Raw genomic sequence first — 24443 nt, 5'->3', positions numbered from 1 at the left:
AGCTAGAAGAGATCCCTCTAAATATACTATATCAGCTTACATAGATGGTCAGGAGAAAAGGAACAGGAAAAAGTGCCGCTTTCCGCGGGGCAGGACGGAAAGCCTCCTCGGTCTGTGACCTCCGGGGTCTCTCCTGTCTGCTCGTCCCGCAGGAGTCGTCACTTTTTCCGTTCCTTTTATTAAAAGAGGCTTTCGGAACTATCCTAGAATGAATGCCCTGCTACAAGATCTATTTCCATAAGTGCACAGCTTTATTTTCGTTAAAGGGTTTTAGGAAACGGCGAGACTCCTGTGGAAGAGACGAATAAGGTGTGACCCCGGAAGGCGTTAGCCTGAGGAGGCACACCATTCGCCCACGGAAAGGGAGTCGTTTCCTAAAACCCTTTCCTCTTTCTCCTGCAAGGAAGTTTCACACGGTCAAGGTAAAAGAAAAAGCTAAGGTTTCTCTACTGTAGCTACCGAGGCTTTCTCTACACCCTTATACGCTGCCCATACAGTATAGCGTGGCAAAGCTTACATATTACGGCGGTATTGGCCGCCTACTTCATATAAAGCGTTCGTAATCTGACCGAGGCTGGCTACTTTTACCGTTTCCATTAATTCGGCAAAAATGTTTCCACCGCCGCTTGCGACTTGCTGCAGTCGTTTCAGTGCGTCATCGGCCTCTGTTTCATGCGTACGCTGGAAGCTGCGCAGCTCCGTGATTTGATGCTCTTTCTCTTCTTTAGAAGCGCGGGCAAGCTCCATCGAGTCGATCTCCTCTTCAGATGGCGGGTTCGGATTCAAGTACGTATTGACTCCGATAATCGGCAGTTCTCCGGAATGCTTCTTACCCTCGTAATATAAGGATTCCTCTTGAATCTTCCCACGCTGGTATTGGCGTTCCATCGCGCCTAATACGCCGCCGCGATCGTTGATACGTTCGAACTCTTGAAGTACGGCTTCTTCTACGAGGTCAGTGAGCTCGCGAATAATATAGGAGCCTTGCAAAGAGTTCTCGTTTTTCGTTAATCCGAATTCTTTACTAATGATCATCTGAATCGCCATGGCGCGGCGCACCGATTCCTGAGTCGGCGTAGTGATCGCTTCATCATAAGAATTGGTATGAAGGGAATTACAATTATCCTGTATCGCGATAAGCGCCTGCAGTGTCGTACGAATGTCGTTAAAATCGATTTCCTGGGCGTGCAAGGAACGCCCTGACGTCTGAATATGATATTTCAGCTTTTGGCTTCGCTCATTCGCTCCGTATTTATTTTTCATAACGATCGCCCAAATGCGGCGGGCCACACGTCCAAGTACAGTATATTCAGGATCGAGACCGTTTGAGAAAAAGAAGGACAAGTTTGGTGCGAACTTATTAATATCCATCCCGCGGCTTAAATAATACTCCACATACGTAAAGCCGTTCGCCAGCGTAAAGGCCAGCTGGGTAATCGGGTTCGCGCCTGCTTCGGCAATGTGATAGCCGGAGATCGAGACGGAATAGTAGTTACGCACTTCATGATCGATAAAGTACTGCTGAATATCACCCATCATGCGCAGAGCAAATTCAGTGGAGAAGATGCACGTATTCTGTCCCTGATCTTCTTTTAAAATATCTGCCTGCACCGTTCCCCGGACGACTTTGATCGTGTCTTCTTTAATTTGAGCCGCTTCTTCTGCATTTGGTTCGCGTCCATTGTCTTCCTTAAATTTGTTTAACTGCTGATCGATGGCCGTATTGAAAAACATCGCTAAAATAATCGGAGCCGGGCCATTAATCGTCATGGAAACGGAAGTAGTCGGATCCACCAGATCGAATCCCGAATACAGTTTCTTCATATCTTCCAGCGTACAAATGTTTACGCCGCTTTCGCCGACTTTTCCGTAAATATCCGGCCGTTCATCTGGATCTTCTCCGTAAAGCGTCACCGAGTCAAAAGCCGTGCTTAAACGTTTGGCGTCATCACCTTCGGATAAATAGTGGAATCGACGGTTTGTACGCTCAGGCGTACCTTCGCCAGCGAACTGACGCTTCGGATCCTCTCCCTTTCGTTTAAAAGGAAAAACACCTGTCGTAAATGGAAACGCGCCGGGTACGTTTTCCTGCATCAGCCACAATAAACGATCTCCCCAGTCGTGATAGTTAGGAAGCGCAACCTTAGGAATTTTAAGTCCAGACAGACTTTCTGTCGTAATGTCCATCGTGATATCTTTATCCCGTACTTTAAACGTGTACGTATCCCCGCTGTAACGCTCGTGTAGATCGTCCCAGTCATTTAAAAGCACCGTCGCTTCTCGATCCAGCTTCTCTTCATAGTCTTCGATTAACCGCTGAATGCTTTCTTTTTGCTGCTCATCGTCTAACAACGCCACCGTACCTTTTAATTGGTACAGTTTACGCGCCTGCTCGGCTTGATCATCAGCATGCTTGTGATAGTCACGGACAGCTAATGAAATATCACGCAAATATTGTTTGCGTTCATTAGGAATGATGACATTTTGTTTCTCAACTTTATCCACGCGTTCAAGCGTTGTTCCATCCTGCCAGTTATAGTCTTCATTCAGCTTATCAACAATGCCGGCAAATAGTGTGTTCGTGCCCGGATCGTTAAACTGGCTGGCAATCGTTCCGTACACCGGAAACTTGGACGTATCCTCGTGAAAGAGCATATGGCTGCGCTCATACTGTTTGCGAACTTGATTTAACGCATCTTCTGATCCTTTTTGTTCAAATTTATTAATGACAATAAAGTCAGCAAAATCAATCATATCAATCTTCTCAAGCTGAGACGGTGCTCCAAACTCAGCCGTCATCACATACATGGAAAGGTCAGTGACGTCCGTAATCGCAGCGTCTCCCTGGCCAATCCCGCTCGTTTCTACAATAATAAAGTCCATTCCAGCTGCTTTCATGACTTGAATCGATTCTTCCACAGCGGAGGACAGCTCCGAACGTGCTTCCCTCGTGGCTAATGAACGCATATAAACGCGCGGGTTAAAAATCGCATTCATCCGAATACGGTCGCCAAGCAGCGCCCCGCCCGTTTTCTTTTTCGTCGGATCCACGGATAGGATACCGATTTTCTTCTCAGGAATTTCGTTCACAAACCGGCGAATCAGCTCATCCGTTAACGAGCTTTTACCGGCGCCGCCCGTTCCAGTAATCCCGAGTACAGGTATTTTTCGTTCGACCGATTGTTCGACAACGCTTTCAAAAGTGGCGACAGCTTCCCGCTCTTCCTTCGGCGTATTCTCAACATACGTAATGAACCGGGCAATCGATTGATGATCCCCTTTTGTTAAATCCGAAACGGCTTCTTCTATATTGTTTAACGGCGGAAGAAAATCGCATTCTTCCATCATTACGTTGATCATGCCTTGTAATCCGTGTTCACGTCCATCCTCTGGAGAAAAGACGCGGGCGACCCCGTAGTCGTGAAGTTCTTTAATTTCACGAGGGATAATGACACCGCCTCCCCCTCCGTAGACACGAATATGTCCTGCTCCTTTTTCACGAAGCAGGTCGACCATGTATTTAAAATATTCGACGTGCCCGCCCTGGTAGGAAGAAATGGCGATCCCCTGCACATCTTCCTGAATGGCTGCGTTCACCACTTCTTCCACGGAGCGGTTGTGTCCAAGGTGGATCACTTCTGCTCCAGTAAATTGAAGAATGCGGCGCATAATATTAATCGAAGCATCGTGTCCGTCAAATAAGCTTGATGCCGTCACAAAGCGAATCGGGTGCTTTGACTGATAGACATTTGGCTTTTCCATACAATGTCCTCCCCTTTAGGTTAGTTCTTTTTCTTCGACCTGTAAGCCTTGAAGCAGCAGCTTGATCTGCTGTTCGGTATATGTTTCTAATGTAAAGGTACGCTGCAAGATCCAGCGTCTGAAACCCCACATTTGTCCTTGCACGAAAATGTTATTAGCAATCAGCGTTACCTGCTCTTCGGAAATGGAAAATGGAAGGCTGTTCTTAATCACTTTTTCAAGCATGGCGACCATATCGCGCTCTTTTTGCAGCACGTAATCCTGGGCATCCTTCGACAACGACTTTACTTCCTGATACATCACGAGCACTTCCCCCTGCATGTCATGCATCAGATGAAAATACGCACGAATCGCAAGAATGAGATTCGCGACGCTCTTTTCATCTTGATTAATGGACGCTTCCATCCGCTCCTTTACTCGTTCATAAATCGAATCACAGACGAGAAACAGGACATCCTCTTTTTTTCGGATGTATTCATAAAGCGTTCCTATGCTGAACCCTGAAGCCTTCGCGATTTCGCGAGTCGTCGTTTTATGGAAGCCTTTCTCTGTAAAAAGGGTTACGGCGCCTTTCACCATTTGCTGGCGTCGTTTTTCTACGAGGGCTTCATCTTTGATTGTCGAAGGTACTTGGTTTTTCTCCATTAGGAATCACCCTTCCATGCTCCGTACCAGTCCTTGGCCAGTTGATAAGGATCGGCTTCTGGATCACGCAGCTGTTCCGCCTTCTCCTGATCAGAATCGATGGTGCTTTGTACGTCGCGCCAAATTTCTTCTCGAATTAATTCATACACTTCAAGCTCGAGCTGCTTCAACCGTCGTTCTTCTCCCTGCTTCGTTTCATATAAATAATTTCGATGCTGCTCCATGCCGTTCCACAACTCATTCATTCCCTTATTTTCGGTAGAAATCGTTTTGACAATAAGCGGGTGCCATCCTTTTGGCTGGGCGATCATCATATATTCTTCGAGCGTTGCTTTTAAACGAACGACTCCTGGCAAATCGGCTTTATTAATAATGAAAAGATCAGCAATCTCCATAATGCCGGCTTTGAAAATTTGCAGCACATCTCCACTGTTCGGTGTAAGCACAAGACCTGTGGTATCTACGACCTTCATAATATCCAGCTCGGACTGTCCGACGCCTACGGTTTCCACTAACACGATATCGAAACCATACGCATCACATACACGTATCGCATCTTTTGTCGCGCGGGCTAACCCGCCTAAACTGCCGCGTGTCGCCATGCTGCGAATAAAAATCCCGGGGTCGAGAAAATGCTGGTTCATTCTCGTTCGATCGCCGAGCAGCGATCCGCCGCTAAAAGGACTTGTTGGATCCACAGCAATTACAGCCACCGTTAAATCTTGAGCGCGCAGGTGAGTGAGCAGCCGATTGATCAGCGAGCTTTTTCCTGCGCCGGGTGAACCGGTGATGCCGATATGATGAGCTTTTTTCCCAACAGAAAAAATATCGCTCATCAAGTTCAGCTTATCCGGATCATCGTTTTCAATTAAAGTAATAGCACGAGCGAGGGCCCGCATGTCTTGCTGCTGTATTTTTTCCGCTAATGAATGCATGACCGGGCCTCCTCTCGTTTATTTCGTCAACATTCGGCCAATGACAAGACGCTGGATTTCATTGGTTCCTTCATAGATTTGGGTGATTTTTGCATCACGCATGTAACGCTCCACCGGATAATCTTTCGTATAGCCATACCCGCCGTGAACTTGAACAGCTTCCACTGTAATGCGCATCGCTGCATCCCCGGCATAGAGCTTCGCCATCGCGGACGCTTTCGCGTAAGGTTTGCCTTCTGATTCTAAGTAAGCGGCCTGGTAGGTTAAGAGTCTGGAAGCTTCAATTTCAGTAGCCATATCCGCCAGTTTAAACGAAATCCCTTGGTGCTGAGCGATTGGTTTGCCAAACTGTTCGCGCTCTTTCGCATAGTTTACGGATTCATCGAGTGCGCCTTGAGCAATGCCTAATGCTTGAGCTGCAATTCCATTTCGACCGCCGTCAAGCGTCATCATCGCAATTTTAAAGCCTTGACCTTCTTCTCCGAGCAAGTTCTCTTTTGGTACGCGGCAGTCTTCAAAAATAAGCTCCGTTGTTGGAGAAGAACGAATGCCTAATTTCTTTTCTTTTTTACCAAAAGTAAACCCTGGGGTTCCCTTCTCAACGATAAAAGCACTGACTCCACGGCTTCCTGCGTCTGGATCTGTTTTCGCAAACACAACATAAAGATCGCCTACACCGCCATTTGTAATCCATACTTTACTGCCGTTGAGCACGTAGTCATCGCCGTCGCGTTTTGCCTGAGTACGCATGGAAGAAACGTCGCTTCCTGCCCCTGGCTCTGATAAGGCATACGCGCCTAGTTTTTCCCCGCTTGCCAGCTGCGCAAGAAACGTTTTCTTCTGTTCCTCTGTACCGAATTTATAGATTGGCCAGCTGGCTAACGAGATGTGCGCGGATAATGTTACACCTGTTGACGCACAGACGCGTGACAATTCTTCGACGGCAATGACGTAGCTGACGAAATCCGAACCAATCCCTCCGTATTCTTCAGGCCACGGAATCCCGGTTAGCCCAAGCTCTGCCATTTTATCGAAAATCTCACGGTCAAAACGCTCCTCTTCATCACGTTCTGCTGCGGTCGGCTCCACTTCATTTTTAGCAAAATCACGAACCATTTTTCGCAGCATGACCTGTTCTTCAGTTAATGAAAAATCCATAGTTGTTCCTCCTATTTCTTCGTTAGATGATTGCTGATAACAATTCGCTGTATTTCACTCGTACCTTCATAGATTTGGCAAACCTTGGCGTCCCGGAAAAATCGTTCAACGGCATAATCTTCCGTGTAGCCATACCCGCCGTGAACTTGAACAGCTTCAATCGAGGCATCCATCGCCGCTTGCGAAGCAAACAGTTTTGCCATCGAAGCTTCTTTTCCGCATGGCTTACCGGCTCCCTGTAGAGAAGCCGCTTGATAGACTAATAGACTTGCTGCCTCAACACTGGTGGCCATATCCGCGAGCTTAAAGGAAATGCCTTGATGCTGAGCAATCGGCTTACCGAACTGCTCCCGTTCTTTTGCATAAGCAACCGCGTGCTCAAGAGCCGCTTCAGCGATACCAAGAGACTGAGCTGCAATCCCAATCCGCCCTGTATTTAAATTAGCGAGTGCAATTTTAAAGCCTTCTCCTTCGGTGCCGAGCAGCTGTGAAGCTGGGACTTTACACTGATCAAAGCTTAACGAAACCGTGCTCGATCCATGCATGCCCATCTTCTTCTCGGCTTTTCCAATCGTAAATCCAGGTGTATCTTTTTCAATAATAAAAGCGCTGACGCCCTTCCCGCGTTTCTCATCACGATTCGTACGGGCAAACACGATAAACGTATCCGCTGCGCCGCCGTTTGTTATAAATATTTTTTCTCCATTTATGATATAGTGATCGCCCTGCTTCTCCGCTCTTGTCTTTAGACTTCCCGCATCCGACCCTGCGCTTGGTTCTGTGAGGGCAAAAGCTCCTAAATATTCCCCTGAAGCAAGCTTTGGAATGTATGTTTGTTTTTGTTCTTCCGTTCCGAAGTAAAGAATCGGGTTCGTCCCTACGGAAGTATGAACAGATAAAATGACACCAAGTGTTGCGCTGACTTTTGAAATTTCGTGGATCGCCATCACGTAAGACGTGTAATCCATTTCGGCACCGCCATACTGTTCCGGTATAGGAATCCCCATTAAGCCGAGTTCGCCCATCCGTCGCACAAGTTCGATCGGAAACCGATCCTCCCGCTCCATCCGCTCAATGGCAGGCGCCACTTCTTTCTCGGCAAAATCACGAACCATTTTTTGAAGCATGATTTGTTCGTCCGTAAACTGTAGGTTCATCTTGCTTCTCTCCCTCACCTGTTATTCGTAGCTGTAAAATCCACGGCCGGACTTCTTGCCGAGCCAGCCAGCTTTCACATATTGCCTTAGAAGTGGACACGGACGGTATTTGCTGTCCCCGAACCCTTCATGAAGGACTTCCATAATCGATAGACATGTATCTAATCCAATAAAGTCAGCCAGCGTGAGTGGTCCCATCGGGTGATTCATGCCGAGCTTCATGACGGTATCTACATCTTCTACGGAAGAAACACCTTCATATACGGTGTAAATGGCTTCGTTAATCATCGGCATTAGAATGCGGTTAGATACGAAACCAGGAAAGTCGTTTACTTCCACTGGTGTTTTATTGAGTTTTTCCGTCATTTGCTCAATGGCTTCGTATGTCTCGTCACTCGTTTGCAGCGCCCGAATAATTTCAACTAGCTTCATCACCGGTACCGGGTTCATAAAATGCATGCCAATCACTTGAGAAGGGCGCTTCGTTACAGCCGCAATTTCAGTAATCGGCAAGGAAGACGTATTTGATGCCAAAATCGCATGGTCAGGTGCAATCGCATCTAAGCTTTGGAATACTTTTGTTTTTACTTCCATCTTTTCGACGACGGCTTCGATAATGAGGTCGCAGTCAGAAGCGGCGCGAAGGTCAGTTGTTCCTTCTAGATTCTCAAACGCCTGCTGCTTTTCGTTTTCTGTCATCTTTTCTTTTTCTACAGCTTTCGTAAGCCGTTTTTTTATGCCATCTAAACCTTTTTGTAAAGCGTCTTCGTTTAGGTCATTTAATTTAACGCGGAGGCCGGCTTGAGCAAAAACCTGTGCAATGCCTGCGCCCATCTGCCCGGCCCCGATCACCATCACTTGATTAATCAGCATTACTCTTGACCTCCTGCCACTTCGATCAATACAGCATCTCCCTGTCCTCCGCCTGAACAGATCGAAGCAATGCCTAATCCGCCGCCGCGGCGTTTTAATTCATGAGCAAGTGTCAGGATAATACGGGCACCGCTTGCCCCGATTGGGTGTCCTAATGCAACTGCTCCCCCGTTGACGTTTACTTTCTCTGGATCAAGTCCAGCAATCTTTCCGCTTGCGAGTGAAACAGCGGCAAAAGCTTCGTTCACCTCGAAAAGGTCGATATCATCAATCGAGATCCCTGTTTTTTTCAACAGTTTGTTAATGACCAGTCCTGGCGTCTGCGGAAAGTCCTGCGCTTCTACAGCAATTTCTTCGTGAGCGATAATCGTTGCCAGCGATTTCACTCCAAGTTCAGACGCTTTCTCGTCTGACATAAGCAGCATAGCCGCAGCTCCATCGTTCACCCCGGGAGCGTTTCCTGCGGTGATCGTCCCTTGCGGATCAAATACAGGCTTCAGTTTTGCAAGAGCTTCGACCGTTGTATTGCTGCGTGGTGCTTCATCCGTTTCGATGACAACCGGATCACCTTTACGCTGCGGTACTTCGACAGGAACAATCTCTTCTGCTAATTTCCCCTCATTAATCGCTGAGCTGGCTCTCTGGTGGCTTTGATAGGACCATTCGTCCTGGGATTCACGGGTTAATTCTAGTTCAGATGCCGTGCGGTTTCCGTAATTGCCCATGTGCACATCCTCAAATGCACAGGTTAATCCGTCATGCACCATCATGTCTTTAACTGGTGCGTCACCCATGCGCAATCCCCAGCGAGCTTTAGGCATAAAATATGGCGCATTGCTCATGCTCTCCATTCCACCTGCGACGATGACTTCTTCTTCTCCAAGACGAATAAACTGATCGGCCATTGTCACACTTCTCATGCCGGACGCACATACTTTGTTTACCGTTTCTGTTTTCACGTCCCACGGAATACCTGCTTCTCTTGAAGCTTGGCGGGACGGCAGTTGACCCTGCCCTCCTTGTAAAACTGTCCCCATAATGACTTCATTTACATCTTCTGCTTGAACGTTTGCTCTTTTTAACGTTTCTTTAATGGCAATTCCGCCCAACTGAGCTGCCGTTAATGGTGCTAACCCACCGCCAAATTTTCCAAAAGGTGTTCTCGCTCCTGCCACAATAACCGTTTTACGCATCGTTTAGTTCCTCCTCTGTATTTGTGCAGATCCTATGTTTCAAATTTGATAACGCTTTCATTTTATGGCGATTGAACGCTCGCTCAATTCCCTCTCATAAGGAAAGTGTACAAAAATTTCTGTACACTTTCCACCATTTTTTTCTAATCCTTATTTTGTTTTCGCGGGCAAATTGTATAATTCGCGGCTATTTAGCTTAAAGCGCGGCTAAATAATTTTTTTCGCGGCGAATCTTAGATTTTCGCGGCCATTTCCAAAAAATCGCGGCAAAAGCTGATTAAGCTGTTTTCTCTACTTTTTCAGGAAAAATGGACTTCGCTAAGATTTCTGCAATATCCATTGTGCTCACTTCTTCTTCTACTTCTTTCGCTTTCGTTCCATCAGACAGCATCGTTAAGCAGAATGGACATCCACTGGAGATCATCGTTGGCTCCACTTCTAATGCCTGTTCTGTACGCGCTACGTTCATGCGGTTTCCTGATTTCTCTTCCATCCACATCATTCCACCGCCGGCACCACAGCACATGCCGTTCGAACGATTACGCTTCATCTCCACAACCTTAACGCCAGGGATCATTTCAAGTACGTCACGCGGCGGCTGGTATACTTCGTTGTAGCGGCCCAAGTAACAACTGTCGTGATACGTGATCGTTTCGTTCACTTCTGCCTCTGGCTTCAATCGGCCATCCTTGAGCCATTCCGCCAGCATTTCTGTGTGGTGATAGACCTCCGCTTCAAAGCCTAAATCCGGGTATTCATTTTTGAAAATGTTATACGCGTGTGGATCAATCGTAATGATCTTCTTCACATCATTTTTCTCAAATTCTTTAATATTCTTCTCAGCAAGCTCTTGGAATAAGAATTCATTTCCCATTCGGCGCGCGGTGTCGCCAGAGTTCTGTTCTTTGTTTCCTAGAATCGCAAACTTGATGCCTGCTGCGTTCATCAGCTTCGCAAACGCCATGGCAATTTTTTGACTGCGGTTGTCGTACGATCCCATGGAGCTCACCCAGAACAAGTATTCAAACTCTTCTCCTGATTTCTTCAATTCTTTCACGGTTGGAATGTGAACATCTTCTTCTCCATCGCGCCAGTTTTCTCGATCTTTCTTAGACAGACCCCACGGATTGCCTTGACGCTCGATATTCATGATCGCGCGCTGTCCATCTGGATCCATTTTTCCTTCTGTAAGGACAAGGTAACGACGCAAGTCTACAATTTTGTCCACGTGTTCGTTCATAACGGGACAAGCATCTTCACAGTTACGGCATGTGGTACATGCCCATAGCTCTTCTTCCGTAATGACATCACCAATGAGGCTCTTATTATGGACCGTATCCATGCTGGCCGCTGCTTCTTCAGACCCATGCGTTTGTGCCATTTGAGCCAGCGTATTTCCTTCTGTATTCGAAAACGCATAAGCCGGCACCCAGGGCGCCTGACCGGTTACAGCTGCTCCTTTTTCAGTTAAGTGATCACGTAATTTAATGATCAAATCCATCGGCGACAGCATTTTTCCTGAACCAGAGGCTGGACATACATTTGTACAGCGTCCGCATTCTACACAAGCATAGAAGTCTATCATTTGCAGCTGGTTGAAATCTTCTATTTTACCAACACCAAATGATACATCCTCTTCATCTGCTTCTTCATCGATTTCAAAATCAATTGTTTTTAATTTTCCAGGAGGATCTTGTCTGCTTAAAAACGTGTTAACCGGTGCCGCAATTAAGTGTGCATGCTTTGATTGCGGGACATACACGAGGAATGTAAGTAAAATTAACGTGTGAATCCACCACATTATAAAGAATATAGTAGCTGCTGCAACAGGAGGCAGCCAACCGAAAGCGCTTGCAATTGAGCTCGCAACAGGTTCTGTCCAAGTGGGCTCATGACCATGCCAGATGATTCCCATCCCGTTTCCTATGAGAACAGATGCCATCAGGCCGCCAATGAACAGAAGAACTAATCCAGCTTTAAACCCACGCTTAAGTCGGACAAGTTTTTCCACATAGCGGCGGTGAAACGCCCAGATTACGGCAACAATAATGGTAAGGGTTACAATCTCTTGAAAAAACGTAAATCCAGGATAGAACGGTCCAAGCGGCAAATGTGAATCAGGAGCTAGTCCTTTCCAAATAAAATCGATCGCTCCAAATTGCACAAGAATAAAACCGTAGAAAAACATAACGTGAATAATTCCAGACTTCTTATCTTTTAAAAGTTTCTTTTGACCGAATACATTGACCCATACCCTATTGAGACGATCTTTGATTTCCCCATCAAATTCGAATTTACGACCAAGTTTAATGTATGCGATACGAGTTCGCACAACACGAACAAATAAGTATAAACCGTAAGCTGTAACCCCAAGAAATAGGATCCAATTGGCGATTAACAACGGATTCATATGTTCTCCCCCTCTTCGTTGTTAGACCAGAAACTGCTAATTTTCTGAATCTTATAGCTTTACTATAAATTATGAATGAGCATTCAGTCAACAAGTTTCCGAAATTTTTCATGTTCAAGAATGCCCTTAATAGGGAATACTTACTAAATAATCTTGGAAGGAGGCCCACAATGATTTTACCAACGATCGTCATAGGCATCATTCTCATCGTAATTCTAGCCATCATCGATTTTAAATTAGGAAGAAAAGACCATTTAGCAAAACAGCGTTTTCTTCCATTTGAAATTACGACCGGAAATTATCAATTATACAAAAACGGTTCCCCTTTGTATGAAGACCTCTGCCAGGAGATCGCGAACGCCAAACATCATGTGGATGTATTTTTTTACGTCATCAACGTGGATAAGGCAGGACGAAAACTGCTGGATTCTTTAAAAAAGAAAGCAAAAGAAGGAGCCGAAGTGCGATTGCTTGGAGATCGAATGGGAAGCTACCAAATTAATAAAAGGGTTCGTAAAGAACTCAGGGACGCAGGCGTTCAATTTCAATTTGCTGAGACTCCACGTTTCCCCTACTTTTTTTATAAAGTGAATCGCCGCAACCACCGAAAAATTGCTGTAATCGATGGGAAAATCGGATACGTAGGCGGTTATAATATTGGGCGGGTCTATTTAGGAGAAAGTTCTTATTTTCAAGATTGGCGTGATTACCATTTGCGCGTGACGGGACCTGTTGTGAATGACCTGCATAAAACGTTTCTCGATGACTGGGGATTAGCTACGAAAGAAATCGATCAGCCATTCATTCGTAACCGGGAGGAAGAACATACCGTCCGCATACGAGCTACAGACGGAGGAGAACTCGAGGACGATTTTTTCGAGATGATTCAAAACGCCAAATTTGAGCTTCTCATAGGAACACCGTACTTTATCCCTACTGAAATGCTTATGGCAGCCTTAAAGGAAGCCATTGATCGCGGAGTAAATATTCACGTGATGATTCCAATGAAGCCCGACCATCCACTCGTGAAGGAAGCCGGACTCCCTTTTATGTATGAGTTATACCGGCATGGAGCAAACATAAGCTTTTTTGATGCCGGATTTTATCACGCTAAAGTAATGATGGTGGATCGCACCTTCGCATACTTAGGTACAGCCAATTTTGACCGCCGCAGTATGTTTTTAAATAAAGAAGTGAACATGTATATTTACGAAGATGAATTTGTAGAAGACTTACGCAAAACTTATTTAAATGATGTAAAAGATGCACGTGTCCTGGATAAAGAATGGATCGCCAATCGTTCGCTTGCCACTCGAATCAATGAACAAATCGCAAAGTTTTTCCGACCGCTTCTTTAATTTAATATCGATGTAATCATTGGCGTGACCCAGCCAATAAATTTAAATCCTAAATAAATGCCTACAATTCCTGCAATACCGGCTAATGCTGGCGGGGCAGGAATTGGGAGTTTAAATACGGCAAATATGGCACCTACAATGAAACCCGCAAGTAGTGCTAAACCTACTTCCTTCATTGGTCATTCCCCCTTATCTTTACTATACCCATCTACTTATTTTAGATGAATGAAAAAAACCGCTTCAACTATTTTATGCTGAAGCGGTTTTTGTTGTGGTTTTTTCGTTTTATTTTAGTACTTATGCGTGTCGTGTCTACCGGGCCACTTCCGCTTTTCTTCTGGCCAACTCGGCTCGCAGAACTTATTGACATAAGCAATCCCATTACGTGGCATAAACCGCCACTACATGGTTTTGCTTATGCATACAGTTCTAACCGCTCGCCTCCGTATTTCAACTGTCCAGCTGCAGCGGCCAGACACTCGCGTCATAAGCAATCTACCTGCGTGAAGAAAGACCACTTCACTTCGGCATCTTGCTTATGCGTGGCGTGTCTATCAGGCCGCCTCCGCTTTTCCACCTACATTTTCTCTGGTGCGGAGACTCCGATTAGGTGCAGGGCGTTTTGCAGTGTGGTGCGTACGGCTTTCATTAGTGCTACGCGTGCTACGGTACGTTCTTGATTGTCTGGATCGAGTACTTTTTCTGCGTTGTAAAAGCTGTGTAAGTTCGATGCTAAATCGAATGCGTACTGTGTTACTCGGTGCGGTGTGCGTTTTTCAGCTGCATCGGATACGACTTGCGGGAATTCGCCTAAGCGTTTGAGTAAGTCTTCTTCTTTTTCAGAAGTCAGATGGCTTCCTTCAAATTGTCCGGCTGATAATCCTTTTTCTACCGCCTGGCTCAGCATTGTACAGATACGAGCGTGGGCATATTGCACGTAGTAGACCGGGTTTTCGTTCGATTCAGAGCGAGCTAAGTCCATGTCAAAGTCAAGGTGTGAGTCGCTTGAACGCATGGAGAAGAAATAACGCATGGCATCAATCCCTACCTCTTCCATGAGTTCACGTAACGTCACGGCTTTGCCTGTACGTTTACTCATTTTGACTTTTTCGCCGTCTTGGAACAGATTCACCATTTGAATAATTTCGACTTCAAGGGTGTCTTCGCTGTAACCGAGGGCTTGGATAGCCGCTCTCATTCGTGGAATATATCCATGGTGATCGGCTCCCCAAATGTTTATTAACGTATCAAATCCGCGGTCGAGCTTATTTTTGTGATAAGCAATATCCGGTGTTAAATACGTGTAGCTTCCGTCATTTTTAATTAAAACACGGTCTTTATCATCACCAAATTTCGTTGTTTCAAACCATGTAGCATCGTCTTTGTCGTAGACGTAGTTTTTATCCTTTAATACTTGAAGGGCATCTTTGATTTTATCGCCTTCATAAAGCGACGTTTCAGAGAACCACTCGTCAAACGGTACACGAAACTCTTCTAAGTCGTGCTTAATTTTATCTAATTCAAACTTCAGACCGTACGAACGGAAAAATTCTAAACGCTCTTCTTCTGGAGTGTCGACCCACTTGTCGCCATCCTCCTCAGCCAGCTTCTCGCCAAGCTCAATGATATCCTTGCCGTGATAGCCGTCTTCAGGCATGTCCCATTCTTTACCAAGAGCCTGCATGTAACGAGCTTCTACAGAAAGAGCTAAATTTGCCATTTGGTTTCCGGCATCGTTAATGTAATATTCACGTGATACATCGTATCCTGCCGCATCCAATACATTGCAAAGCGAATCGCCGACGGCCGCTCCACGAGCATGTCCAAGGTGAAGCGTGCCTGTCGGGTTAGCCGAAACGAACTCCACTTGAATTTTATGACCGTTTCCGACATTTGTACGTCCGTATGCCTCTCCCGCCTCAAGAATAGATGGAACTAAGTCAGTTAAGTACTGGTTGTTCATATAAAAATTAATGAAGCCAGGTCCCGCAATTTCAATCTTTTCAATCGACGCTTTCGAACGGTCAAACTGCTCCACTAGTTCTTTCGCAATTTGACGCGGATTCTTTTTCGCTACACGTGCCAGCTGCATCGCCATATTTGTCGCATAATCGCCGTGAGACTTATCCTTCGGCTGTTCCAGCACGACGTCCGGCATTTCTTCGTCGGCTGCTAACCCTGCTTCCTTAACCGCACGGACGATTTCATCTTTAAGCTTTTGTTCCGTCTGCTCTACAATATTCATTCGCTTTCCTCCTCAAAAAGTAACGTCAACCGATGACGCTGCGTCACTTCATGATTCAGCGTCATTTGATAGCTAATAAATAAACGTCCACGATCTCCATCTCCCATAGAACGGTACTCAATTTGATCGGTGAAAGTTTTCATATGAAAATCACCATACGTATGGTGATAAATATTTTCTGTCTCTAGCTTTTTTTGAAAGACCTGCCGCATATCTACGCCGCCTGTTCGCTTAATACTCACATGCCCAGGCTTCACCGTTACCATCGTATGAATCGGTTCACCTTCTTCGGGAGTCTCCGTAAACTTAAGAACTTCCGTTTCTCCACGCGAGAAAAATTGGCCAGGCTCCGACAGCGTCATTTCTTCTTTACGGTCTGCATCGCGGATCTCTGTGACGAGCTTAACGCGCACATCTTTAGCTGTCATTCTATCGCTCCTTGTTTAAGCGTACATCCTTAACCTTTATATTATAAGAATTCACAACCGAAAACTCAAGTCCTGTCTAGTTTAAGAGAGCGTTTACCTGATCATTTACCGACTGAATTTCTCCAATATAGGACGGTACGGTAGCCACTGCATAAATCACAATAATCCCTACCGTCATGGCAATAAACCACTTTCGAGGAACCTGCTCTTTAAAGGGCTGGGTTTCTTTGAAAACGGAAAATAAAATAAGCGGAAATACTAACGAAATAACGATTAAATCCTGCTGCCAGTGACGCTCCACCTCTTGAACTGATGATTGTAAAAGTAACACTTCTGTAGGATTCTCAGAAAAATCGAGCTGTCCTACCTGGTTTTCTGCTATTCCTTCTTTAATGACAACCGAAGACCCTTCGCTTTCATACGAATATCCAGAAGGATTCCAATCATTATTTATCGTGATAAAAAGCAGCGCTGCCATAATAATCGCATAAACGGATGTGAAGGCAATGATTCTTTTATTCATTCTAGCCATATCTCCTTTATTCCAAGCTTCTTCAACAAAAAGAAAAATCCGTTACATACGAGTAACGGATGAATTCTATTCTATCATCTATTTCACAAAACCTAAAAGCATTTCCCTGATGAATTTACTAGCCGCGATGGCTGTCTGTTCTGTCGGATCGTAAGCGGGGGCCACCTCAACAAGGTCACATCCTACGACATTTACGTCTGAATGGACAATCTCGTGAATGGATGCGAGCAGTTCCTTTGATGAGATCCCTCCCGCTTCAGCCGTTCCCGTGCCCGGCGCATAAGCAGGATCAAGCACGTCAATGTCGATCGTGACATATACATTTCCACCTGCAAGATCAGGCAAAACTCGCTTCAGCGGCTCCAGCACTTCATAACGGTACATGTGCATCCCGCTTGCTTTCGCGTACTCAAATTCTTCACGCATGCCGGAACGAATACCGAATGAGTAAACGTTCTCAGGACCAAGCAATTCGCACGCTTTGCGGATTGGAGTGGAATGGGAAAGGACTTCTCCCTCGTACTCCTCTCTTAAGTCGGCATGGGCATCAATATGGATAATCTTCAGGTTCGATAGCGTTTCGTGAAACGCCTTAATGACCGGCCAGCTGACGAGATGTTCTCCACCAAGCCCGATCGGAAACTTTCCTTTTTTCAAAAGATCTTTCATGTAATCTTCGATAATATCAAGGCTTTTCTGTGCATTTCCGAATGGAAACATGAGGTCGCCGGCGTCGTGGTAGGCGACTTCTTCGAGATGACGGTCGAGATATGGGCTGTATTCTTCAAGGCCGATGGAAGCTTCACGAATCCGGTTTGGGCCAAAGCGTGACCCAGGACGGAAGCTGACGGTATAGTCCATCGGCATGCCGTAGATGACGGCCTGCGCTTCTTCTTCGGTAGCCCGGCTCATGATAAATACCTTGCCTGAATAGGATTCGTCAAAATAGTGGGGCATTGGTTTAACCTCCTTTATTGCGCTAAGGGTACCAGGTACCCAATTCTTTTTCTATAATTGAAGGGGAGCTAATTGTTCTTGTTCTATATTGTGAAGAGCAATATCCTTTCTCTCTTTCTATATCAAATGCTATTCAGTCAGCTCTTTTACAAACTTTGGCAGCACAAATGAGGCGCCGTGGAGTTCATTTGTGTAGTATTTGGTGTTGATGTCTGTAAAGCGCTCGGCTGGGATTTGCTGGGGGTCGTAGATTTTACTTCCCATGGTGAATGTCCATAAGCCGCTCGGATACGTTGGGATGTTAGCTGTGTATACTTTTGTAATAGGAAACGTTTCTTTTACGTCTGCACATACTTGACGGATGAGATCAGCTTTAAACCATGGGTTGTCCGTCTGAGCGACAAAGATGCCGTCTTCTTTGAGAGCTTTCGATATTCCCTCATAAAAGCCTTTTGTAAATAGGTTAACGGCTGGACCGACGGGCTCTGTAGAATCAACCATGATGACATCATATTCGCGTTCGCTCTTGGCGATATGCATAAATCCATCGTCTACTTGAACATCCACTCTTGGATCGTCTAACGTACCTGCGATGGAAGGCAGATACTGCTTCGAGTATTCAATCACTTTGCCGTCGATTTCGACGAGGACCGCTTTTTCAACGCTTTCGTGCTTTAACACTTCACGAATCACACCGCCGTCTCCCCCGCCAACGACCAAAACTTTCTTCGGACTTGGATGGGTAAATAACGGCACATGAGAGAGCATTTCGTGATAAACAAACTCATCTTTTTCCGTCGTCATCACCATATCATCAAGGACGAGCATGTTGCCCCACTCCTCGGTTTCCAGCATTTCTAATTCTTGAAAATCTGTTTTTTCTTTATGCAAAGACCGGTTCACTTTTGCTGTAATCCCAAAGTTATCGGTTTGTTTTTCTGTAAACCATGTACTCATTTATGATTCTCCTTTCACTTCCTGTAAACAATCAAATTATAGAGCAATCTATGGAAAAAGCAAGAGAATGTTTAATTTACTCCTCATTTTCCCATAATAATAGCAATTATAACAGGTGGGAGATTGGGAGAATGCTATTATTTATTCGTTTATCATGGAAGTGGGTGCGCCGCAGTTTTAAAGCGTTTTTTACGTTAGGACTCTTGGGAATTATTGCTGTGCTCGGACTGCTCGCTTACGCCATTGTGCTCGGTCCTCCGTCGCTGTCCACCGCACAAAACACAACCTATTATTTAGCTGATGGCGAGGAAATGGAAGGATATGACGTCGGGGCCAGCAGACAGTGGATCAGCTTAGATGAGATGCCTGAGGAAGTGATTGATGCGACCCTGGCCATTGAGGATCATCGTTTTTATAATCATTATGGTTTTGATTTTAAACGAATGGCATCAGCCGCGTTAACAGATTTAAAAGCGATGAGAATGGTCGAGGGCGCCAGTACCATTACGCAGCAGTACGCCCGCAATCTTTACTTATCTCATGAAAAAACGTGGAAGCGAAAATTGAAAGAAGCGTTTTATGCGATCAGGCTGGAGATTTTCTATGAAAAAGATGAAATTCTAGAAGGTTATCTCAACACGATTTACTATGGCCACGGCGCTTATGGTATCGAATCGGCCAGTCGTTACTTTTTCAATAAAAATGCAGGCGACTTAACATTGGCAGAGGCCACGATGCTGGCAGGTGTGCCTAAAGGGCCGAGTTACTACTCTCCACTCGCTGATAAAGATAATGCGGAATCGCGGCAGGAGAGAATTTTATCGCGCATGAATGACCTGGAGTTTATTACAAACTCGGAGAAAAATGAAGCGGTCACGGCTTCCCTCGACTATTATGACCACTCCGCCGAAGAAGCTAAGGCGGTCGGACCTTATTTTCAAGATGAAGTCGTCCGCGAGGCTGCACGCTTGCTGGATGTAGAAGTAGAAGCTGTCGAGTCTGGGGGCTTTCATATTTATACGACGCTCAACCCAGATCATCAAAAGGACCTGGAAGAAGCGTTAGACGAAGAATTTAATGGGGCTGTTGATATTGAAACAGCTGCTGTTGTGATGGACAGTAAGACCGGCGCAGTCACTGCGATGGCCGGCGGCCGGGATTACAGCGCGAGCTCATTCAACCGCGTTACGCAATCGAAGCGTATGGTCGGAAGTACAATTAAGCCATTTTTGTATTACGCGGCATTAAACAATGGCTATTCTCCATTAACGATGCAGGAAAGCAAGCCGACTACGTTTGAGCTTGAAGATGGCGATGTTTATTCGCCTAGCAATTACAATAGTTACTACGCCAACGATGACATCACGATGGCCCAGGCACTTGCTTTATCTGATAACATTTACGCGGTAAAAACCAATCTCGACATTGGACCGAAAACATTCGTGGATACGCTGCGTGATTTTGGCTTTAATGAAGATCTGCCAGCCGTTCCGTCTCTTGCACTTGGTACAGCTTCGATTTCTCTTTACGATATGGTTGACGGATATTCGAAGTTAACAGGCGGCTCACCAAAAATTCAAAAGCATACAATCACAAAAATTACTGATCACAGGGAGAACGTTTTATACGAATATGAAAAACCTGAGTCCGTCGAAGGAAAAAAACTAGATAAAGAAGCAGCTTTTTCGGTGACCCACATGATGACAGGGATCTTCGATTCTGCATTAAACGGATACATGAACGTTACCGGCTCCAGTATTGCGGATCAACTTTCACGAACGTATGGGGGTAAGTCAGGTACAACCGATTCGGACAGCTGGATGATTGGCTTCAGTCCTCAATATGTGATGGGCGTATGGAGCGGTTATGACGACAACCGGAAAATGACTCAGCCGAGAGATCAGCAGTACTCGAAAGAGCTCTGGGCGAATACGATGGAACGGATCCACGAAGGACTGCCTGTGTCCGCGTTTACACCACCTGGAGATCTAAGAGGGGTCTACATCAATCCAGAGTCCGGAAAATTGTCTGGGCCCGCATGTCCTGAAGAACGCCTCGTATATGTAAAGAAAAAAGATGTACCGAAAGAGACATGTGAAGAAGAAGATTCAGATATTAAAGAAATCGAGGAAGAGCTGCAAAAAGACCCATGGTACCGAAGCATCGTTGACTGGTTTCAATAGAGGCATCTTTTCTGTACCTTTTTCTGTACCTGGTACCGAGTATGCCAACTTCTGTACCTGGTACCCAGAGAAAAAAGAAAAAAACTGAAAAAAGACAAAGAAAACGACCGGCACTGACCGGTCGCTTTCTTTGTCCTAGCATACATGTATAACCCATGTGTTATTAAATATATTATTCTCGCTGCGCATTAGTCAAGATTCGGCATGCCAAAAGTTATTGAACATTTTGTGAACAAAATGACAAATGCTTACACAATCGCGATGTCCGCAATGTCATCGAGTGAAAATTCCACTGGGTCCTTTGCCTGCAAATCTAACGCCTTGATTTTGCGGCTGCGCTTATCCACGGCTGTAATCTTCAAACGCCAGCTTTCATAATCAAATCCATTGTGCACACTAAGATCGACAGTCAATTGATCATGCAGCGCTCTCTGCAGGATGAAGTCAATTTCAGCGGCTTTTTGCTCATCAAGCATTCCTTTTTCGACGCGTTTATCCTCCTTCCACACTTTCTTAATCATCTCGACGTGCTCAGGTAACATCAGTGAGGTCCATTTAATCGTTCCTCGATCTCGACTATCCATTTTTGACTCCCCTTTTACTACGAACGTTTGTTCTTATCATAGCACATACGTTCTCGTTTTACACTGGTATTTTACGGAAAGTTACTCATCCTTCATAAAAAAATCCCCCTCCTATAAATGGAGAAGGATTGTTAAGCAATATCATATTATTGCACGCCGAGGCTGTCTTTCAGCTCTTGTGCTGTATTTTCCCAAAGTTCTGGTTTAAATTCACGTAAATATTCACCTAGAATATGCCTTGATTTTTCATCCATATGGTCAACGACAAATCGTCCTTTTAAAGATTTATCCATATGGTTCACGTGTTCTGGAAGCAGCTTATAGCCGCGTCGAATCTCACGGTCCACGACAATTTCACTTCCGGCCACACCGTAAAAGCAAGGGTTTCCTTCTCGATAATCGACCGTCACCCATACAATCCAGTAAAGCTTGCCGTTCGGCACTTCTGAACGGTCTGTTAAAAAGCGAATGCGCTTCTCCACCGCACTTCTTGCGTGAAGAGCACCCATATCCATAAACGCTTCTTCTTCATTTGGATCCACAATGACTGGGGTCATATTTTCAAGACTAATCGATCCAACGCCATAGCCCCCGTGCCCATCGGTGGAATCATCTTTTATAATCGTGAATTGATTTTTCTTTTTATCGCTGCCTTCTTCTTGCTTGTTATTTTTAAATTGATCAAATTCCTTCATTGGTACCTGGATCCTCCTTTTAAGCTGGCTGTTGCTCCTATTCTAACATAGGGTGCGACCCAATTTCAGAGTGCAGACCTTTGCAAAAAAGGAATTTTTTTAAGAAAAAAGGAAGGAATTCGAGATTTTTTGACGAAGTAAAACGTGAAGAGATTTATTTATAGGATAAAAGGGGAGAACGTTATGCCGATCGTAACAGTCCAAATGCTTGAAGGGCGTACCGATGAACAGAAAAAGGCGTTAGTTGAAAGTGTGACTAACTCCGTTACAGAAACCACGGGCGCTCGCAAAGAAGCAGTGACGGTAGTGATTGAAGAAATGAAAAAACAACACTATGGGGTCGGTGGAAAACGCCTCATTGATTAGGCAGAAGCTCTCAAGCGCACAGCGCTTGGGAGCTTTTTCTGATCGGTTAATCAAACGTTTGTTTAACGTCTGCTCAGTCCCTTTACAGACACAAAAAAAGATACACTGACGAACAGCATACCTTTTTCCTCTTACTGAATGCGGCGGATATTTTCAATGAATCCCCAAGCCTCTTCAATATCCTCATCCGAGTAGTTTTGTTTACTTTTCACTGAAAATACTTTTTCCGAGATCTCATCCTTAGGCAGATGCTCAAAGAAAAGCATCGTCGAGACAAGTTCTAAGAAACGAGAACTTTTTTCGTTCATCTCGTCGATTCGGCTGTTTAGCGGCGGCAGTTCCGTATAGTAATGCTCCATAAATTCTTTACCCGAATCGGTAACTTCATAGCGATATTGGTAGTAATTCTTCTTTTCTTCTTTCGTTTCACTTATAAATCCGAGATTACACATCTCTTCAATACGAAGAGTTAATTCCTCAGAATAAGGACCGTAAAAATGAAATTGGTAACGCTCCTCAAAAGGCACGTCACACTTTTTCAGGATATAGATCATTTTTTGCAGCCTTTTTCTTCCTACAATTGCGTCAGAGCTTGAGAAGAACTGCATCAGCTTGGCATGGTTCTCCAACATAGCGTCCCCACTCCCTATCCATACAAAATTTCCATAATCCGTTTCTTCGTTTTACTGCGATTCGACATTCCTTCAAGCATGTCCTGCGGGATGTATAATTTGTGATCCGTTCGTTTCTTCCCTGAGATCGACTCTACAATCTCAGATAACCTTGAAAGTTCTTTCAGTTCCTGGTTTGGCTGAAGAAGGTGAATCGGCAGACGCTCCCCTTCTTCACCTGGCCGGTAAAAATCGTACGGCAAATCTGAGCTTGAATCAACCACTAAATAATAATCCGGGTGAATCCCCGCTTTTTGGAAAAGCTTATATAGCTCCATCCATTCCGACATTTGCTGATTCGGATTAAATTCAATGTATTTAAATAAACGACGGTTCACAAACCGATCGCATAAATCTGATAAAATTTCGTCGTCTTCCTGCATCCACATTTGGAAATAATAAAGCGCAATCGACTCATCAAGCCCTAAATATTCACTAAGTGTCGGCTCGCCTTTAAAGAAAGACAAGAAATGAGTAGGCTCCAGCTTAAAGCGATACCCCTGATCATACAGCTCCTTGGCCCGATGCAGAATTTTAGATAAAATGACTTCCGCACTTCGCGTCACTGGGTGAAAATACACTTGCCAGTACATTTGATAACGACTCATTATGTAATCCTCAACCGCATGCATGCCGCTTTCTTTAACAACGACTTGATCTTCCATCGGACGCATCACACGCAAAATCCGCTCCATATCAAAATGACCATAGCTTACTCCTGTAAAATACGCATCGCGCTGCAGGTAATCCATGCGGTCCGCATCGATCTGACTTGAAATCAGACTGACCACCAGCTTGTTTTGATACGTTTTATTAATCACGTCCGCTACTTGCTTAGGAAAACTTTTATCTACTTTCGAAAGGACTTCGTTTACCTTTGTATCACCAAGTAAAATGGCCTGCGTAAAATCCTCATGATCCAGCTTGAACACTTTTTCAAATGAATGCGAAAAAGGCCCGTGCCCTAAATCATGCAGAAGCGCCGCAGCTAAACAGAGCAGGCGTTCTTTCTCATCCCAATTCGGCCGATCCTTAAAGTTAGAGATAATGCGCCTCACAATTTCATACACTCCGAGCGAATGGTTAAACCGGCTGTGCTCGGCCCCATGAAACGTCAAATAACACGTCCCCAGCTGACGAATCCGGCGAAGACGCTGAAACTCAGGTGTACCAATCAAATCCCATATCACCTGATCCCGGACATGAATGTACCGATGAACAGGATCCTTAAATACTTTCTCTTCACTTAATTGCTCATCACGATAAGCCATCAGACGATCCTTCCCTCACGACATTTCCTCCTATTATATACCTTTGGTACCAGGTACACAAAG

Annotated in this window: 21 protein-coding genes; 3 read left to right on the top strand and 18 right to left on the bottom strand. The window is 45.1% G+C overall.

Annotated elements, in window-relative coordinates:
* Positions 1-513: 513 nt before the first annotated feature.
* From icmF to IEV27_RS10390, 8 genes are all read right to left on the bottom strand, one after another.
* Positions 514-3762 (bottom strand): fused isobutyryl-CoA mutase/GTPase IcmF, encoded by a 3249-nt coding sequence (icmF, locus tag IEV27_RS10425; RefSeq protein ID WP_188377397.1) that lies wholly within the window; start codon positions 3760-3762, stop codon positions 514-516.
* Between the two features lie 15 nt (positions 3763-3777).
* On the bottom strand, positions 3778-4407 hold the full coding sequence (locus tag IEV27_RS10420; protein ID WP_188377396.1) for a TetR/AcrR family transcriptional regulator: 630 nt from the start codon (positions 4405-4407) through the stop codon (positions 3778-3780).
* A complete protein-coding gene (meaB, locus tag IEV27_RS10415) occupies positions 4407-5342 on the bottom strand; it encodes a methylmalonyl Co-A mutase-associated GTPase MeaB (protein ID WP_188377395.1) in 936 nt (311 codons plus the stop codon). The genes IEV27_RS10420 and meaB overlap by 1 nt, the downstream gene beginning before the upstream one ends.
* Before the next feature lie 18 nt (positions 5343-5360).
* Positions 5361-6500 carry an acyl-CoA dehydrogenase gene (locus IEV27_RS10410; protein WP_188377394.1) on the bottom strand — a complete coding sequence of 380 codons (1140 nt, stop codon included), beginning with the start codon at positions 6498-6500 and terminating at the stop codon, positions 5361-5363.
* An 11-nt stretch (positions 6501-6511) separates the two neighbouring features.
* Positions 6512-7657 (bottom strand): acyl-CoA dehydrogenase, encoded by a 1146-nt coding sequence (locus tag IEV27_RS10405; RefSeq protein WP_188377393.1) that lies wholly within the window; start codon positions 7655-7657, stop codon positions 6512-6514.
* A 21-nt stretch (positions 7658-7678) separates the two neighbouring features.
* The gene (locus IEV27_RS10400; RefSeq protein ID WP_188377392.1) at positions 7679-8530 is read right to left on the bottom strand and encodes a 3-hydroxybutyryl-CoA dehydrogenase; all 852 of its coding nucleotides are present in this window, start codon (positions 8528-8530) and stop codon (positions 7679-7681) included.
* Positions 8530-9723: an acetyl-CoA C-acetyltransferase gene (gene mmgA / locus IEV27_RS10395; protein WP_188377391.1), complete on the bottom strand. Its 1194-nt coding sequence runs from the start codon at positions 9721-9723 to the stop codon at positions 8530-8532. The genes IEV27_RS10400 and mmgA overlap by 1 nt, the downstream gene beginning before the upstream one ends.
* A 277-nt stretch (positions 9724-10000) precedes the next feature.
* Positions 10001-12133 carry a heterodisulfide reductase-related iron-sulfur binding cluster gene (locus IEV27_RS10390; protein WP_188377390.1) on the bottom strand — a complete coding sequence of 711 codons (2133 nt, stop codon included), beginning with the start codon at positions 12131-12133 and terminating at the stop codon, positions 10001-10003.
* Positions 12134-12303: 170 nt separating this feature from the next.
* On the opposite strand from IEV27_RS10390, the gene cls reads away from it, so the two are divergent.
* Entirely contained in the window at positions 12304-13491 is a 1188-nt protein-coding gene (gene cls, locus IEV27_RS10385; protein WP_188377389.1) for a cardiolipin synthase, read from the top strand.
* Here cls and IEV27_RS10380 read toward each other — a convergent pair.
* The 6 genes from IEV27_RS10380 to speE form a co-directional block, all read right to left on the bottom strand.
* Positions 13488-13667, bottom strand: coding sequence for a XapX domain-containing protein (locus tag IEV27_RS10380; protein WP_188377388.1), 180 nt, complete (start codon positions 13665-13667; stop codon positions 13488-13490). The genes cls and IEV27_RS10380 overlap by 4 nt on opposite strands.
* A gap of 401 nt (positions 13668-14068) precedes the next feature.
* Positions 14069-15736, bottom strand: coding sequence for an arginine--tRNA ligase (gene argS, locus IEV27_RS10375; RefSeq protein ID WP_188377387.1), 1668 nt, complete (start codon positions 15734-15736; stop codon positions 14069-14071).
* Positions 15733-16164: a YwiB family protein gene (locus IEV27_RS10370; RefSeq protein ID WP_188377386.1), complete on the bottom strand. Its 432-nt coding sequence runs from the start codon at positions 16162-16164 to the stop codon at positions 15733-15735. Before IEV27_RS10370 ends, argS begins: the two co-directional genes overlap by 4 nt.
* A 76-nt stretch (positions 16165-16240) precedes the next feature.
* Positions 16241-16687 carry a hypothetical protein gene (locus tag IEV27_RS10365; RefSeq protein ID WP_188377385.1) on the bottom strand — a complete coding sequence of 149 codons (447 nt, stop codon included), beginning with the start codon at positions 16685-16687 and terminating at the stop codon, positions 16241-16243.
* An 87-nt stretch (positions 16688-16774) separates the two neighbouring features.
* A complete protein-coding gene (speB, locus tag IEV27_RS10360; RefSeq protein WP_229735122.1) occupies positions 16775-17608 on the bottom strand; it encodes an agmatinase in 834 nt (277 codons plus the stop codon).
* Positions 17609-17782: 174 nt separating this feature from the next.
* Positions 17783-18610 (bottom strand): spermidine synthase, encoded by an 828-nt coding sequence (gene speE, locus IEV27_RS10355; RefSeq protein WP_188377383.1) that lies wholly within the window; start codon positions 18608-18610, stop codon positions 17783-17785.
* A gap of 131 nt (positions 18611-18741) precedes the next feature.
* Here speE and IEV27_RS10350 point away from each other — a divergent pair, with 131 nt between their 5' ends.
* Positions 18742-20793 carry a transglycosylase domain-containing protein gene (locus IEV27_RS10350; RefSeq protein WP_188377382.1) on the top strand — a complete coding sequence of 684 codons (2052 nt, stop codon included), beginning with the start codon at positions 18742-18744 and terminating at the stop codon, positions 20791-20793.
* Between the two features lie 248 nt (positions 20794-21041).
* Here the strand turns inward: IEV27_RS10350 and IEV27_RS10345 are convergent, their stop codons facing one another.
* Both IEV27_RS10345 and IEV27_RS10340 read right to left on the bottom strand, forming a co-directional pair.
* Positions 21042-21377, bottom strand: coding sequence for a YolD-like family protein (locus tag IEV27_RS10345; RefSeq protein WP_188377381.1), 336 nt, complete (start codon positions 21375-21377; stop codon positions 21042-21044).
* 146 nt (positions 21378-21523) lie between these two features.
* Positions 21524-22072, bottom strand: coding sequence for a YwhD family protein (locus IEV27_RS10340; RefSeq protein WP_188377380.1), 549 nt, complete (start codon positions 22070-22072; stop codon positions 21524-21526).
* Between the two features lie 183 nt (positions 22073-22255).
* Between IEV27_RS10340 and thmT the strand changes: the two genes are divergently transcribed.
* The gene (gene thmT / locus IEV27_RS10335) at positions 22256-22438 is read left to right on the top strand and encodes a 2-hydroxymuconate tautomerase (protein WP_188377379.1); all 183 of its coding nucleotides are present in this window, start codon (positions 22256-22258) and stop codon (positions 22436-22438) included.
* A gap of 131 nt (positions 22439-22569) precedes the next feature.
* Here the strand turns inward: thmT and IEV27_RS10330 are convergent, their stop codons facing one another.
* Both IEV27_RS10330 and IEV27_RS10325 read right to left on the bottom strand, forming a co-directional pair.
* Complete coding sequence (locus tag IEV27_RS10330; protein WP_188377378.1) at positions 22570-23070, bottom strand: YwgA family protein; 501 nt, start codon at positions 23068-23070, stop codon at positions 22570-22572.
* A gap of 14 nt (positions 23071-23084) precedes the next feature.
* Positions 23085-24380, bottom strand: coding sequence for an HD domain-containing protein (locus IEV27_RS10325; protein WP_188377377.1), 1296 nt, complete (start codon positions 24378-24380; stop codon positions 23085-23087).
* Positions 24381-24443: the final 63 nt, after the last annotated feature.

The sequence above is a fragment of the Halobacillus andaensis genome, from assembly GCF_014636475.1.
Lineage (GTDB): Bacteria > Bacillota > Bacilli > Bacillales > Halobacillaceae > Halobacillus_A > Halobacillus_A andaensis.
Note: the sequence above shows the minus strand (reverse complement) of the source record. Positions and strands in the feature narration are given on the sequence as shown.

What these genes read in the sequence shown, in the direction of transcription:
- IEV27_RS10410 (WP_188377394.1), bottom strand. Translation starts at nt 6,500, where the DNA reads ATGGATTTTTCATTAACTGAAGAACAGGTCATGCTGCGAAAAATGGTT.
- IEV27_RS10345 (WP_188377381.1), bottom strand. Translation starts at nt 21,377, where the DNA reads ATGGATAGTCGAGATCGAGGAACGATTAAATGGACCTCACTGATGTTA.
- IEV27_RS10330 (WP_188377378.1), bottom strand. Translation starts at nt 23,070, where the DNA reads ATGTTGGAGAACCATGCCAAGCTGATGCAGTTCTTCTCAAGCTCTGAC.
- mmgA (WP_188377391.1), bottom strand. Translation starts at nt 9,723, where the DNA reads ATGCGTAAAACGGTTATTGTGGCAGGAGCGAGAACACCTTTTGGAAAA.
- IEV27_RS10390 (WP_188377390.1), bottom strand. Translation starts at nt 12,133, where the DNA reads ATGAATCCGTTGTTAATCGCCAATTGGATCCTATTTCTTGGGGTTACA.
- IEV27_RS10325 (WP_188377377.1), bottom strand. Translation starts at nt 24,380, where the DNA reads ATGGCTTATCGTGATGAGCAATTAAGTGAAGAGAAAGTATTTAAGGAT.
- speE (WP_188377383.1), bottom strand. Translation starts at nt 18,610, where the DNA reads ATGAGTACATGGTTTACAGAAAAACAAACCGATAACTTTGGGATTACA.
- IEV27_RS10420 (WP_188377396.1), bottom strand. Translation starts at nt 4,407, where the DNA reads ATGGAGAAAAACCAAGTACCTTCGACAATCAAAGATGAAGCCCTCGTA.
- argS (WP_188377387.1), bottom strand. Translation starts at nt 15,736, where the DNA reads ATGAATATTGTAGAGCAGACGGAACAAAAGCTTAAAGATGAAATCGTC.
- IEV27_RS10400 (WP_188377392.1), bottom strand. Translation starts at nt 8,530, where the DNA reads ATGCTGATTAATCAAGTGATGGTGATCGGGGCCGGGCAGATGGGCGCA.
- IEV27_RS10340 (WP_188377380.1), bottom strand. Translation starts at nt 22,072, where the DNA reads ATGAAGGAATTTGATCAATTTAAAAATAACAAGCAAGAAGAAGGCAGC.
- IEV27_RS10405 (WP_188377393.1), bottom strand. Translation starts at nt 7,657, where the DNA reads ATGAACCTACAGTTTACGGACGAACAAATCATGCTTCAAAAAATGGTT.
- IEV27_RS10350 (WP_188377382.1), top strand. Translation starts at nt 18,742, where the DNA reads ATGCTATTATTTATTCGTTTATCATGGAAGTGGGTGCGCCGCAGTTTT.
- IEV27_RS10370 (WP_188377386.1), bottom strand. Translation starts at nt 16,164, where the DNA reads ATGACAGCTAAAGATGTGCGCGTTAAGCTCGTCACAGAGATCCGCGAT.
- icmF (WP_188377397.1), bottom strand. Translation starts at nt 3,762, where the DNA reads ATGGAAAAGCCAAATGTCTATCAGTCAAAGCACCCGATTCGCTTTGTG.
- IEV27_RS10380 (WP_188377388.1), bottom strand. Translation starts at nt 13,667, where the DNA reads ATGAAGGAAGTAGGTTTAGCACTACTTGCGGGTTTCATTGTAGGTGCC.
- meaB (WP_188377395.1), bottom strand. Translation starts at nt 5,342, where the DNA reads ATGCATTCATTAGCGGAAAAAATACAGCAGCAAGACATGCGGGCCCTC.
- cls (WP_188377389.1), top strand. Translation starts at nt 12,304, where the DNA reads ATGATTTTACCAACGATCGTCATAGGCATCATTCTCATCGTAATTCTA.
- thmT (WP_188377379.1), top strand. Translation starts at nt 22,256, where the DNA reads ATGCCGATCGTAACAGTCCAAATGCTTGAAGGGCGTACCGATGAACAG.
- IEV27_RS10365 (WP_188377385.1), bottom strand. Translation starts at nt 16,687, where the DNA reads ATGAATAAAAGAATCATTGCCTTCACATCCGTTTATGCGATTATTATG.
- speB (WP_229735122.1), bottom strand. Translation starts at nt 17,608, where the DNA reads ATGAGCCGGGCTACCGAAGAAGAAGCGCAGGCCGTCATCTACGGCATG.